The following is a 13,213-nucleotide window of genomic DNA, read 5'->3' as shown; positions in this document are numbered from 1 at the left end:
TAACTGATCGCAGGCGGGCAGATATTGGTTCTGTGCCGGCTTGGCAGAACATCTCCATGACCCCCTCTGATGCCGCCGGCCAAGGCATGGCTTATGGTTTCCTGACGGTGGGTTTTTTGGCTTTGATCATCGTCGTTGTGCCCGTCAATTTTCTTGCGCGCAGCGCGAAATGGCAGTGGCTTGCCCTTTTGCTTGCCACGCTGCCATTCCTTGTTCTGGTCTGGATCAACGCGATCTAGCGCACCACATGGATTGCGCAGCCCGCGTTGCGCACGATCTGTGTTGCAGTGGACCCCAACAACAGGTCCTGCATCCCCGGCCTGTGCGAAGCCACGATGATCAAATCAGGCTTATTTTCTCCGGCCCAGTCCAAGATCGATCGACCCTTGTGGCCTTCGATGACTTCGGCCTTGGCATTGGGCAGCGTTTCGGCCAGTGATTCCAGCTCGCGTTGGATGGCAACACGGGTTTCGACCAGATAGTCGGTCGGCATGTATGAAATAGCATAAGCCGGAATGTGCTCGACCACATGCAGCAGCGTAATCTGCGCATTTGGTGTCGCCAAAAGCTCGGCCAGTTTGAGCGGGCCAGAAATGTCCCGTTCTGAATCAAAAGAAATCGGTACAAGGATGTTATGATACATGGATCGCGCTCCTTTATGAAAAGACGCTCAGATCCTGCCTGTTCTCGCTGCCTTGTGCGTTGATTCAGATCATGTGTCAGCCAAAGGTCTCGGCCACGTCATACATGACCGGCTCGAAACTTTTGCACATCTCGTTGATCTTGCGATTGCGGTCTCGCATTTCCGGGGTGCGAAGCATGGCCAGAAAGTCCTCGCGCCGTTCCCACTGTGAATAGTTGGCAATACGGGTCTGCGCGTCGTTGACATGCAAGCCCGCCGCGACAAAACCGGGCTGTTTCGAAATGAAATCGGCATAAGCGCCAGTCAGGGCTTCGAGCAGGTCCTGGCAGGTACCAGGGGTCATTTCAAAGGTGGTGATGACGGTTTGGACCTGGGCGGCTTTGGAAATGTTTGGCATGCGGATCCTCCTTGAGTCTCCCCCAGCCTATCACAGGTTTTTCAGGACGCTCTCGATTTCTTGCATCAATCCAGTGACTTCTGCCTTGGCAATGCGATTGCCGGATTCACTGACCGTGCGCCCCTGCCCCAAAGTTTCAGCATAAACGACCCGATTGGCCAGCTGAGCTTGGGCAACATCAGCCTCTAGCTCACGCGCCTTTTCGGTTACTTCGGCGTCCAGACGGGTGCCTGCACGGGCGCGCGTCATCACCATCATCGCAGGCTTGCTTTCGCGATCCGCAAGGTAGAGCACCATTTCCACAGCCCACAAGTCCAGATGCGAGGTTGCGACCGGGATCAGAACCAGATCCGACGCGCGCATGGCCGGGCGCAGATCGCTATCGGCCTTGGGCGGGGTGTCGATCAGAACGATATCATGGGCTTCGGCCAGTTTGCGAACCTCATAGGTCACGCCCCAGGCCGACGCCGTGGAAAACTCCAACCCCGGAGTGTTGTCGGTGCTCTCCAGCCGGGTCATGAACCAGCGCCCCGCACTGCCCTGAGGGTCGGTGTCCATAAGCGCCACGGACTTGCCAGCCTTGGCAAAGGCAACCGCCAGGTTGACCGCCATGGTGGTCTTGCCCGACCCGCCTTTTTGCTGCGCAATCGTGACGACATGCCCCACGGGGAACCTCCAATTTTGCTGCACCGCAGCATAGACACTTTCAACTGCGCCACAATGCAAAAATTTCTGAATCCGGGCGTATGGTAACTCCTCGTTAACTAAGGTTTACGAAACTATAATCGGAGGGCACGCGATGGGTCGCATCCTGGCAATTCTTCTGCTCAGTTTATGCGCGGCTCAGTCAGCCAGCGCAGGTGCATGGCTGCGCGAAAAAGGTACCGGGTTTCTGTCCTTGACTGGAACAATCTACAATCCATCCGACACCTATGATTTCAAATCAGCCGTATACGGAGAATGGGGGCTGACCCCCAATCTGACCGTCGGCCTCGACTTGAACGAGCGTCCAGGACTGACTGGGCACGCCCTGGTATTTGCCCGCATCCCCGTAGCGGAACTGGGGCAGAACGGGCGATTTGCCTTTGAATTCGGCGGCGGCGGCCATCATTTTCAGGATCGTTGGCACCCGATGTACAAGGTGGGACTGTCCTATGGACAAAGCTTGGAAACGCCTTGGGGCTATGGCTGGTTGGCTATCGACTTAGCGTTCGAACACCGCCTGCGCACCAATGATCCGTTCTACAAACTGGACGCGACGGTGGGGCTGTCTGCAGATCGACTTATCAACCCAATGTTACAGATCGAAACCTCTTACTTTGGCGATTCAGAAGTTCACTGGTCAATCACGCCTTCCATTTTGATCCGCGGCAAAAACAACACAAGGTGGCAATTCGGAATCGAACGCCGATCAGCATACCCCAAAGGGTACGGCGTAAAGATCGCGCTTTGGCGCGAGTTCTAAGGAAAGCAACGAAGGGGGCCACCAAAGCAGCCCCCCTATGATCCTATTTATCGATACGCACCTGAACTGCGGCTGTCCCCTGAACGGCCTCTTCAAAGACAAGATGCACCTGATCGCCATTGCTGCCGCGTTCCAGTTGAACGTAAGGCATGTGATAGCGGGTGCTGCCCGAACCGTTGGTCAACGCGTTGATCGGAACAATCCCGTCAACCCCACGCGCCCGCGCCCCAAACGGCAACCCGCCGTCGGTATCGATCACCCAAGTCTGCGAGGCTGAATTCTGATCGTGGCGAATACGCAAGGGGTTGGCGACCCTTTGCGTGACACCATGGAACGTGTTGCCTTCGAACAAGACGTCTCTGCTGCGGGCGAAATTCAGGCCCGAAAAGCTGGTATCGACCCGCTCGGCCCGGTCGATGTAACCGTTGACCGACCGGAACTTGTTTCCTGTGATCGAAACGCCATTCAGGAAATGACCGGTGCCAAAGGGGCGAACAACGATATAGCTGAACCACGACGCCACATCGCCAGACAAGAAGATGTTGTCGGTGATGCTAAGCGCGCTGTAGGAAAATCCCGAAACAAAGTCAGGGGTCGAGTCATGCTCGTTGGTCCATTCGACCGAGCAGTTGTCGATATAGTTCCCGGCGACGGTTGAACTGGTGTATGTCCCGATAATGACCAATCCTGCCGAGCGCGGACCCCCAGCCACGGCATCGCCTTGGAAGAAGTGATTGCCCAGAACCAGAGAGTTGCCGCCGGACAGGACCGCAAAGTGCAAAAAGCGGGTAGCGCGGTTGTTTCGAAGCTTGACGTCGTTTGCGTTTGCGTTGATCGCAATCGACACGCGATCACCGACATTCAGCTGATCCTCTAGTGACAAGAACTGGCACTGATCAATGATCATGCCCTGGCACCCGCCGCCGCTGGATGTGACACCCCTGTCTTTTGGGCGGCTGATAAAGCAATCGCGCAAATTGAAGCCGACCCCTGACGGGGCCAGGGTAATGGCACTACAGCGTCCGCTGCACTGGAATTCGATGTCCGACATTGCGAACTTCGACAATTGGTTAAAGCCGCGGAAATCCAGCATGTACTTGAAATCGTGGAACGTGAAATTCTGCGTACCTGCCGCATCATAAAGCTCTGACGACAAAGTAATCTCACCCGCACCGACGTTCTTGGCTCGGACATAGACCTCGCGCCCCACTCCATTGCCCTTGACCAGAGACCCCACCGGGATGTTGGCGACATTGGTCACATTGGTCAAAGCCTTGGGATTACCTGGATCATAGGTCGCCTGCGAGGTGTAGATCTGGGTGTCCCAAGCGGCACTGTCCTGCGCCTCAAGTTGTCCATTGCGGATCACACGGCGCGTTGCATAGCTTGTCTTGTTGGGAACCGCTGCCTGCATGTCAATTGGCCCGCTCAGCGCAACTTTGCGCCCACCCAGGTCAAGGCTCTCATGATCGACGTTGTTCAGCAATGCCTGAAACGCCTTACGAAAGGCCGCCTCTTCGTTGCCAAACGCATCAATGTAGCTTGGCAGGTCAAAGTTCTTGGTCAGGATCAACATCCTGTCGGCAGGCATGGATACCGTGCCTTCGAATGACACTTGAGAATCCAAGGTCACACTGTTGTTCAGGTAATACGTGCCCGCGGGTACAAAGACGGTACGCCCGTTTGCGGCGGAATCCGCTGCCTCAAAGGCCGCAGAATCATCTGTTGATCCGTTGCCCACGGCGCCATAATCGCGAACGTCGACAATCCCGATCATGTCGCGCAGGAATACGTTTGTGATATCCGTGATCTCGATGTCATCGACGCGGATAAGGCCGCCGTTCGCGCCCTCGATATCCAGACCAAAATGACCATAAAGCGCAGTCCGCCCCCATGGCATGTCAACACCAGAGCGCGCACCCGAACCGACGATCCCCGTGACTTCGACAACTTCGCCGTAAGACGTCAGAGTCACGGCATCCGCACGCTCGGTCACACCGGAAATGTGGGTATTTCCCGCCGCCCCGGCCCAGCCTGCGATACGCACCGTCGGTAGGTTGCCACTGATCGCCTTAACCCGCGCTTTGATCTGCAGATAACACCCTGGTTGCAGCGGTGTTTGCCCCATATAGCGCAGCTTCTGGGTCGAGCTGGTTTTCTGCAGCTCCAGACACCCGCCGAAATCTGCATCGGCTGGAACAAAAGCTGCATTGGCAGCCCCGTCATATGTATCCGAACCCGGCGTGCCGTCGCCGCTTGACCAGACGTTAAGACCATCCTTAAACGAAGGCGGCATGAACTGAATACCGTCGGTGATTGCCTTGTTCATCCAAATCCCTTTCCCAATCGCGCCGCAGACCACCTGCAAAAGCGCACGAAACCCGTGGTCCAAGCGAAAAACTCGGACGCGAGCAATTGGGTAAGTCAAAGGGATTAAGGGCGCTTTATAGCACCGTCACGGTGGCGTTGCTCAGGCGGTCTCACCACCGGCATCCAGAATCTGTACGCCGTTGATTTTCCACACACCTTCTTCGTTCACCATTTGGTAATCAAGAATATGCACTGATCCGTCGCCATCGGTAATCATGACCTTCTGCCACTGATAACCCGCGATCTCACGCAGTTCCAGAAAGCGCACCTCGCCGGGGCGCCACACCATCGGATAGCCGCGCCGAACCATCACGCCAAAATTTTCAGGTGTTCGAAACAAGTTCTGGATCGTTGGGCTGGCAAACCCAAAGGCGGTAACAAAATCATCCGCCTTGAACGCCAAAATCTGCGACCGTATCTGGCTTTCGATCTCAACCTCTTGCGCGGGCAAGGGGCTTGCCAAGGCCAGTGTCAGGGCAACTGCGGAAACAAATTGGCGCATGGAACATCCTCCGGGCTATGCCCCAGAATTAGCCCCATGCGCCGGATCGTCAAATCAGGCCAGCTCGCCCGCCAGGCCCTTGTCGATCAGGGCCACGGTTTCGTCGACACCATAAAGCGCAATGAACCCGCCAAAACGCGGCCCTTGGCTGGCACCCAGCAAAACCTCGTAAAGCGCGGTGAACCAGGCCCGCATCGGATCAAACCGCTCGCGACCGACCGAATAAACGATGGATTGCAGCGCCTCATCTTCAACCGGACCGTCATACGCAACCAGTTCAGCCCGCAGCGCCTCCAGAGCTTCCCGCTCTTGATCCGTCGGCGCGCGGAAGCTGCGTGTCGGCTTGACGAAGTCGTTGAAGTAACGAACCGCAAAGCCCGCCGCCTGATCCAGATCAGGATGGCTCTCGGCGCTGGCATCAGGCGCATAGCGACCGATAAAGCCCCAAAGCGTTTCCTTGTCTTCAGCCCCCGACACCGACGCCAGGTTCAACAGCATGGCAAACGGCACAACAAGGGTCGAGGCCGGAACATCGCCACCATGAATATGCCAAACCGGGTTGTTCAGCTGCGCCTTCGGCTCTTGGCCGGGATAGGCGCGCAGCTGCTGGTGATATTCATCCACCGCCTTGGGGATCACGTCAAAGAACAGCCGTTTGGCGGTCTTGGGTTTCTGGTACATGAAATACGACAGGCTTTCGGCGCTGGCATAGGTCAGCCATTCGTCGATCGACACGCCGTTGCCGGACGACTTCGAAATCTTCTGACCGTTTTCATCCAAAAACAGCTCATACGTGAAATGCTCGGGCGCCTTGGCCCCCAGAACCCGACAGATGCCATCATAGATCGGCGTGTTGGTGCTGTGGTCTTTGCCGTACATCTCAAAATCAACGCCCAGCGCCGCCCAGCGTGCACCGAAATCCGGCTTCCACTGTAGTTTCACGTTTCCACCGGTGACCGGCAGCGTCCATTCCTTGCCGTCTTCGTCGTCAAATGTGATGGTGTGATCGGCCACATTCACCGACTTCATCGGCACATACAGAACCCGCCCCGTTTCGGGGTGGATCGGCAGGAAAATCGAATAGGTCTGGCGACGTTCTTCGCGCAAGCTTTTGAGCATGATGGCCATGATGTCGTCATACCGCTCGACGCATCGGCGCAAGACGTCATCGAACTCGCCCGAACGATAAAATTCGCTCGAGCTGACGAATTCATAGTCGAACCCAAAAGTGTCCAGGAACCGGCACAGCATCGCATTGTTGTGCGCACCAAAGCTGTCGTGCGTCCCAAACGGATCGGGCACAACCGACAACGGTCGCTGCAAATGTTCTTCCATCATCTCGGCATTGGGCACATTGCCCGGCACCTTGCGCATGCCGTCCAGATCGTCCGAGAACGACACCAGCTTGGTTGGGATATCACTGATTTCCTCAAACGCGCGCTTGATCATCGCCGTGCGGGCAACCTCGCCAAACGTCCCGATATGGGGCAGACCCGACGGACCATACCCGGTCTCGAACAGCACATACCCCTTTTCAGGTGGAGACTTTGAATAGCGTTTAAGCACCCGGCGCGCTTCTTCAAAAGGCCAGGCCTTGGACGCAAGAGCGGTTTCACGCAGATCAGACATATCAGTCTCCATAGGGGAAGTCGGTGCCGGTTGCCCCATGCAACCAACCCGGCCTCTCCTATTGTGCAACTGCGGCATGAGTCAACAAAGACGGGGCAGATTTTGCCTTATCCGGCCTGTTGCTGCAGCATCTCAACCATCTTGTCCCGCATCACGAATTTCTGTGGCTTGCCGGTAATGGTCATCGGCAACTCGTCTACGATCCGGATGTGTTTGGGCACTTTGTAGTGCGCGATCTGCCCCTTGGTGAACTCCAACACTTCCGTTGGGGTCACTGTCTCGCCCGGCTTGGCGATCACCCAGGCACAGACCTGCTCGCCAAATCTGTCGTCGGGTATACCAAACACCTGCACATCGCTCACCTTGGGATGTCGGATCAGATACTCTTCGACCTCGCGGGGATAAATGTTCTCGCCGCCGCGAATGATCATGTCCTTGACCCGCCCCACAATCGAACAGAACCCCTGCGGGTCAAACGTGGCAAGATCACCGGTGTGCATCCAGCCATCAACGATGCTCTCAGCCGTCTTTTCTTCCTCGCCCCAATACCCCGTCATCACCGAATAGCCGCGCGTGCACAGCTCACCCTGTTCCCCCACTGCCACTGTGTTTCCGTCAGTATCAATGATCTTGACCTCAAGATGAGGGTGAACGCGCCCAACCGTCTCGCACCGCTTGTCCGTTGGATCATCCACAAAGCTCTGGAATGACACAGGCGAGGTCTCAGTCATGCCGTAGCAGATCGTCACCTCGGGCATATTCATTTCCGAATTCACCCGCTCCATAACTTCGACCGGACACGTAGCCCCCGCCATGATTCCGGTCCGCATCGCACTCAGATCACGTGGCTTTTGCTCCAAGTCTTCAAGCATCGCGACGAACATCGTCGGAACACCGTAAACGGCAGAACATCCTTCTGCCTCCAGCGCATCCAACGTCTGCGCCGCGTCAAACCCTTCGCCGGGAAAGACCATCTTGGCGCCTTTGCTGACGGCACCCAAAACGCCCATCACCATCCCAAAACAGTGATAGAGCGGCACCGGTATCGCCAGGGCTTCGTCCTTGGTCAGGTTGATGAGGTCGGTCACCAACCGCCCATTATTGACGATGTTGTTGTGCGACAACGTTGCGCCCTTGGGCATGCCTGTCGTGCCCGATGTAAACTGGATGTTGATCGGATCATCGGGCGAAAGTGTCACCTCGATTTCGTCCAATTCAACGCGCTCAACCGCGTGTCCCAAATCCCGGACCTGATCAAAGGAATACATCCCCGCATCCGACTCTAAGTCAGTGACCACAACACTCCGCAGATGTGGGAGTTTCTCGGCCTGTAATTGCCCCGGCGCACATGTGTTCAGCTCGGGCGCCAAATCACGGATCATGCCAACATAATCAGACGTCTTGAACGCGCGCGCGGTGATCAACGCCCTACAGGCGACCTTGTTCAGCGCATATTCCAACTCGCCCAATCGATAGGCCGGATTGATGTTGACCAAAATCAGCCCGACACGCGCGGTAGCAAACTGCGTCAATACCCACTCATACCGGTTCGGCGACCAGATCCCGACCCTGTCGCCTTTGGACAACCCAATTGCCAGCAACCCCGCCGCCAGCTCATCAACCGCCGCCGCGAGCTGCTCATAACTCACCCGAACTCCCTGTTCGCAAAACACTGCAGCGTCTCGTTCACCGAATGCTTCGACGGCATCCCTAAGAAGTTGGGGAATGGTCTTGCGCATCAAGTCCGGGGTAACCGGCCCTTTGACAAGGGAAAGCCCACCTGCCGGGGCCGCGGGTCTGGCCGCAACTGCCAGTCCTCCGTCTTGTGTCTGAGTAACCATATCTTCCTCCCTTGGCGCATCGTCACTGGCTTCAGAACCTGTGGCAATCTTTATCGTGCGAATGGCCGCGCCATCCTGAACCAGTGAAGCGGGCAATTCAGCATCAGAAAAGAGCGAATTTCAGCACTTATTCTTACATCAAATACCTCACAAGAGATCTCAAAAGCCTCTTTTTTAGAACAAAGGCTGTCCTATGTCCTTCGCTTTCAAGGGTTTGACGGGTGAAACCCGATTTGCGAGGTGCGACAGAAACAGCAGACATTTGGCCGCTCATTCCGTGAGCCCCCTCTTGGGCAAGTTCACAATTGCCTGCATTCCAATCTGCAACAAGGTGTTGAACCCATGACCTCGCACCCGTATCTTGCATCGGAATTCAATCATCAGGATTACCATGACTCAGCAAGCGCCTCACCCGATGACCCCGCAGGATTGCCTTGTTGCGATCATGGTTGCGGTATCGGCTTCGGACGAAAACATCCGCACTGCCGAGCTGGTCAAGATCCAGTCGGCCGTAAACATGCTCCCCGTCTTTGCCGATTATGACATCGACCGCATCAATCGCGTCTCCTCTGTGGTGTTCGACCTGTTCGAACAAGAGGATGGGCTGGATGCGCTATTTGGCTTGACCCGCGAAAACCTGCCAGAGCGTCTTTATGAAACCGCTTATGCGCTCGCCTGCGACGTGGCAGCTGCAGACGGCAATCTAGCCGAAACCGAACTTCGCCTGCTCGAAGAGATCCGGTACGAGCTGAACGTCGACCGTCTGCACGCTGCTGCCATCGAACGCGGCGCACGGGCCCGACACGTGGTCTGAGCCCCTCCATGCTACAAAAACCCGGCCTCATCGCCGGGTTTTTTGTTGGGCATCAGCTGCCGTAAAGCGCACCCCAGCGTTCGATCAGCTTTTGCTGCAACCGCTTTGATCGCCTGTTCCACGCCCGCGCGCCTTCGGGCACTTCGCGATCCGCACGTTTGATTCGCGCCCGTTTACCCGTATCCGCCGTGAAGATGGCAAAAGCCAGCTCGGTTCCATCTGCTGCCGTCATGAACCCGCCCAGCCCCGAAACAAAGTTCAGCGTTCCTGTCTTGGCATCCACCTTGATCGGATGTGACTTCAGCACACGCCCCTTGCTGTCACGCATGGCAAACGGCTTGAGCAGCGGGCGAAGAATCCCCAGCTTGTGAACCTGCACCAATGCCCCAAGCAGATCCTGTGGCGTCATCCGCGACGCATCGCCCAGGCCAGAATGATCCACCAGGCTGGTACCGCTCATGCCATATTTGGACGCGGCCCAACGGCTCATTTCTTGGGCCGAGGCTTTCAATGAAGCTGGCTTGCCACTGCGCGCGGCAGTCGCCGACATACCGACCATTTCAGCCGTCAGGTTGGTCGAATACTTCAACATGCCCTTCAAGATAACCTGCAGCGGTGCACTCTGGTGAACCGCCAAAACGGTTCCAGCGGGTCGAGCATTCGTAACCTTGGGGTTCTTAAGAACGATCCCGTTTGCCCGCGCCAACGTCTGAAACACGTCCCCCGCATAAAGCGCAGGCTTGCGCACCGGTAACCACCGCGATCCACCCTTGCCCAGCGCCTGACTGGCCACAGTCCACTTGTCGATCCGCGGTGTTTCCTCGTAGGTGTAAACAGGCAGACGCCGGTTCTTGACCTGCATCTGCGCCATAGCGACCTGAGGTTTGTACTTGTTGCTTCGGGCGTCCATCGCGACCGAATACCCTTTGCCACCGCGTTTCCATTCGAAATGCACGCGGTTGAAATTCAATGCAATACCGGACACTGACGGGCTGTATCCCAGATGATCGGGCTGCGCGGGATCAATGCTGCGTATATAGGGCAGCGCCCCATCATACACTTTGAACTTTCCCCGAACCTCGCGCACACCAGCCGATTTTAGATTTGCCGCCAACTTGCCCAGCGCATTTGTGTCCAGCGTTGGATCACCTCCGCCAACCAACACCAGATCGCCCTTCAGAACCCCATTCTTGATTGGCCCCTCTGCGACAAGCTCTGTGCGAAACACATGCCCGGCCCCCAAAACATCCAAGGCATAAAGCGCCGTGAGCGCCTTGGCGACACTGGCAGGGGGCAGCCCCGTCGCCGACCCAACAGATTCCAGCTGCAAGCCGGTTTTCACATCCGCAACGGCAAAAGCCACATTCCCCGTCAACCCAGACGCTTTGACAACCGTTTCGGGCCCACCCTGCGGCGCCCCTCCCAGCCCGCGCATCTGCGGGCGCAGGGACGTCACGGGGGCATTGGCAAAGCCTGTTCCGGGAACGGCAAATGCCCCCAAAGCCCCCAACAAAAATCGTCTCGAAATCAAACCGCTCATGGGGCCATAAAATCGCAGACTTTCATGTCAAACAAGCGGCAGTTTCAAGGTTTTCTCTGTCTGTGCCCCATGATACCCGCGACACATGCTTAAGGCCGTTCTGATCATGTTCGTTGCGATGTCGCTAATTCCCGCCGGGGACATGGCGGGAAAGCTGCTGACAGGGGCCCAAGGCGCTTCCCCGATCTTTGTTGCTTGGTCACGGTTTGCCCTGGGCGTTGTGATAATCCTGCCCTTCACGTCGCGTGCAGCCTTATCCCTATTGCGCGACCCGCGCATCTGGTTTCGCGCGCTTTTGCTGGCGGGCGGCATCTTCTCAATCCAGACCGCTCTAAAGACGGAACCCTTGGCCGATGTCTTCGCCGCCTTCTTCATTGGCCCGATCCTCAGCTACGTGCTCTCGGCCTTCCTGCTACGAGAGCCAACGACAACAATCCGTTCCCTGCTCATGCTGACTGGCTTTGCCGGTGTCCTGCTGGTCGTCCGCCCCGGATTTGGCGGCACAAGCGGTCTGGCTTGGGCCCTGCTTGCGGGATGTTTCTATGGCAGCTTCCTGACCGCCTCCCGCTGGCTGTCACATCTTGGCTCGCCGCTGGCACTCAGCTTCACGCAGCTCTTTGTCTCGGCTCTGGTGCTGATGCCACTGGGGCTGATGCATTTGCCGACACTCACACCAGCTGTCGCCGGGCTCACAACGCTCAGCGCGCTTGGCTCGATGCTGGGCAATCTGCTCTTGCTGGTGGCCTATGCCCGCGCCCCTGCCACCAAATTGGCGCCGCTGGTCTACTTCCAACTGATCGCAGCAACTGGGTTGGGATGGGCCGTATTCAACGACTTTCCCGACACGATCACTTGGGCCGGGCTGGCGCTGGTCCTCATGTCGGGTCTCGCCTCAGCCGCCTTGCGCCGCTGACCAATCCCCGCGCGCACGAATGTCGGTTGAACTGATATCAACCATCGGCACATTCACGAAACACCACGCCGGGGCCTGCGCCCGCCCCAACAACCGCCGCGCCTGACCATCCAGCCGCGCCCCGCCATAAGCCCGCACCGCAGGCGCCATCCGGGCCGAGATGCGATCCCCCGGTCGCGCCACCACGCCCACCGGCACCGTCTCCATGATCTCGCGCCAATTGCCCCAGCGATGCAGCTGCGCCAGGTTGTCGGCTCCCATCAACCAGACAAAACGGACACCGGGATAAAGCCGCCGCATGTCTGCCAAGGTGTCCGCCGTCACCCGCGTGCCGATCTGAGCTTCAATATCCGTGACTTCGACCCTCGGGTCATCTATCAGCGCGCGCGCCGCCGCCATCCGCTGACCCAGCGGCGCAGGTCCGCGCGCCTTCAGCGGATTGCCCGGGCTTACCAGCCACCAAACACGATCCAGCCCAAACGCCTTGATCGCCTCGCGCGTGACATGCACATGGCCCGCATGGGGCGGATCAAACGAGCCCCCCAGCAGACCAATTACCTGCCCGGCCCGCGCATATGGCAACAAATGTCTCATCGCCCCCGTGCTTGGCCCGATAGAAGATTGTTGTCAATCAACAGGCTGAACCGCATCGCCCAACCTCACCTGCCCCGGTTCGATCACCAGCGCACACCATCCCCCATGCCCCCGCACCGCCGAATACCCACCGGGCCCAAACGCCTCTTCCATCCGGGAACACGGCGCGCAGATCGTGGTGACCTCCAACACGGCCTCGCCCACCTGCACGCGCCGCCCCTTGAGCGCACTCAGATTAATCCCCTCCACCACCAGATTGCGCCGCAGGATATCCGGTTGCGCCGCCCCCTGCCCCAGATAGCTCCCAATCGCCGCCAAATGCTCCTGCTGGACCAACGTCACAGCCCGCTTCCCAGCCCGCGCGCGATCCCCCTGCAACCCGTCCTCACCAATCCAAACCCCCGAGAGTCTCTCCATCTCCCCCCGCCGCCCAGGCCGCACCCCAATCCAAGCCACCCGCCCCGGCTGCGCCCAACTAGCAATCAGTTCTTTCAACGACATGAAC

General features: G+C 57.7%; 14 protein-coding genes. 4 read left to right on the top strand and 10 right to left on the bottom strand.

Features of this window, described 5'->3' with window-relative positions; all coding sequences use genetic code 11:
- Positions 1-56 precede the first annotated feature (56 nt).
- On the top strand, positions 57-239 hold the full coding sequence (locus G6R15_RS09000; RefSeq protein ID WP_164659534.1) for a hypothetical protein: 183 nt from the start codon (positions 57-59) through the stop codon (positions 237-239).
- Here the strand turns inward: G6R15_RS09000 and G6R15_RS08995 are convergent.
- The 3 genes from G6R15_RS08995 to parA form a co-directional block, all read right to left on the bottom strand.
- Entirely contained in the window at positions 236-643 is a 408-nt protein-coding gene (locus G6R15_RS08995) for a universal stress protein (protein WP_164659533.1), read from the bottom strand. The two genes, G6R15_RS09000 and G6R15_RS08995, sit on opposite strands and share 4 nt — an antisense overlap.
- Positions 644-719: 76 nt before the next feature.
- Positions 720-1,040 carry an antibiotic biosynthesis monooxygenase gene (locus G6R15_RS08990; protein ID WP_164659532.1) on the bottom strand — a complete coding sequence of 107 codons (321 nt, stop codon included), beginning with the start codon at positions 1,038-1,040 and terminating at the stop codon, positions 720-722.
- Between the two features lie 30 nt (positions 1,041-1,070).
- Complete coding sequence (parA, locus tag G6R15_RS08985; RefSeq protein ID WP_164659531.1) at positions 1,071-1,706, bottom strand: ParA family partition ATPase; 636 nt, start codon at positions 1,704-1,706, stop codon at positions 1,071-1,073.
- A 133-nt stretch (positions 1,707-1,839) separates the two neighbouring features.
- On the opposite strand from parA, the gene G6R15_RS08980 reads away from it, so the two are divergent.
- Positions 1,840-2,505: a hypothetical protein gene (locus tag G6R15_RS08980; RefSeq protein WP_164659530.1), complete on the top strand. Its 666-nt coding sequence runs from the start codon at positions 1,840-1,842 to the stop codon at positions 2,503-2,505.
- A 43-nt stretch (positions 2,506-2,548) separates the two neighbouring features.
- Here G6R15_RS08980 and G6R15_RS08975 read toward each other — a convergent pair whose 3' ends face one another.
- The 4 genes from G6R15_RS08975 to G6R15_RS08960 form a co-directional block, all read right to left on the bottom strand.
- Complete coding sequence (locus G6R15_RS08975; protein WP_164659529.1) at positions 2,549-4,834, bottom strand: glycosyl hydrolase family 28-related protein; 2,286 nt, start codon at positions 4,832-4,834, stop codon at positions 2,549-2,551.
- Between the two features lie 141 nt (positions 4,835-4,975).
- Complete coding sequence (locus tag G6R15_RS08970; protein ID WP_164659528.1) at positions 4,976-5,377, bottom strand: DUF4864 domain-containing protein; 402 nt, start codon at positions 5,375-5,377, stop codon at positions 4,976-4,978.
- Positions 5,378-5,431: 54 nt separating this feature from the next.
- Entirely contained in the window at positions 5,432-7,006 is a 1,575-nt protein-coding gene (locus tag G6R15_RS08965; RefSeq protein ID WP_164659527.1) for a lysine--tRNA ligase, read from the bottom strand.
- A gap of 107 nt (positions 7,007-7,113) precedes the next feature.
- Positions 7,114-8,847: an AMP-binding protein gene (locus G6R15_RS08960; protein ID WP_164659526.1), complete on the bottom strand. Its 1,734-nt coding sequence runs from the start codon at positions 8,845-8,847 to the stop codon at positions 7,114-7,116.
- A gap of 391 nt (positions 8,848-9,238) precedes the next feature.
- Between G6R15_RS08960 and G6R15_RS08955 the strand changes: the two genes are divergently transcribed.
- The gene (locus G6R15_RS08955) at positions 9,239-9,661 is read left to right on the top strand and encodes a tellurite resistance TerB family protein (protein WP_164659525.1); all 423 of its coding nucleotides are present in this window, start codon (positions 9,239-9,241) and stop codon (positions 9,659-9,661) included.
- A gap of 52 nt (positions 9,662-9,713) precedes the next feature.
- Here the strand turns inward: G6R15_RS08955 and dacB are convergent, their stop codons facing one another.
- Entirely contained in the window at positions 9,714-11,201 is a 1,488-nt protein-coding gene (gene dacB, locus G6R15_RS08950; protein WP_164659524.1) for a D-alanyl-D-alanine carboxypeptidase/D-alanyl-D-alanine-endopeptidase, read from the bottom strand.
- Positions 11,202-11,286: 85 nt separating this feature from the next.
- On the opposite strand from dacB, the gene G6R15_RS08945 reads away from it, so the two are divergent.
- Entirely contained in the window at positions 11,287-12,114 is an 828-nt protein-coding gene (locus tag G6R15_RS08945) for a DMT family transporter (protein WP_164659523.1), read from the top strand.
- Here G6R15_RS08945 and G6R15_RS08940 read toward each other — a convergent pair.
- Positions 12,094-12,708: a nicotinate-nucleotide adenylyltransferase gene (locus G6R15_RS08940; RefSeq protein WP_164659522.1), complete on the bottom strand. Its 615-nt coding sequence runs from the start codon at positions 12,706-12,708 to the stop codon at positions 12,094-12,096. The two genes, G6R15_RS08945 and G6R15_RS08940, sit on opposite strands and share 21 nt — an antisense overlap.
- A gap of 33 nt (positions 12,709-12,741) precedes the next feature.
- On the bottom strand, positions 12,742-13,209 hold the full coding sequence (locus tag G6R15_RS08935) for an MOSC domain-containing protein (protein WP_164659521.1): 468 nt from the start codon (positions 13,207-13,209) through the stop codon (positions 12,742-12,744).
- Positions 13,210-13,213 lie beyond the last annotated feature (4 nt).

It is taken from the genome of Tropicibacter sp. Alg240-R139, assembly GCF_900537075.1.
GTDB lineage: Bacteria > Pseudomonadota > Alphaproteobacteria > Rhodobacterales > Rhodobacteraceae > Falsiruegeria.
This window is presented reverse-complemented; position numbering and strand designations above follow the sequence as displayed.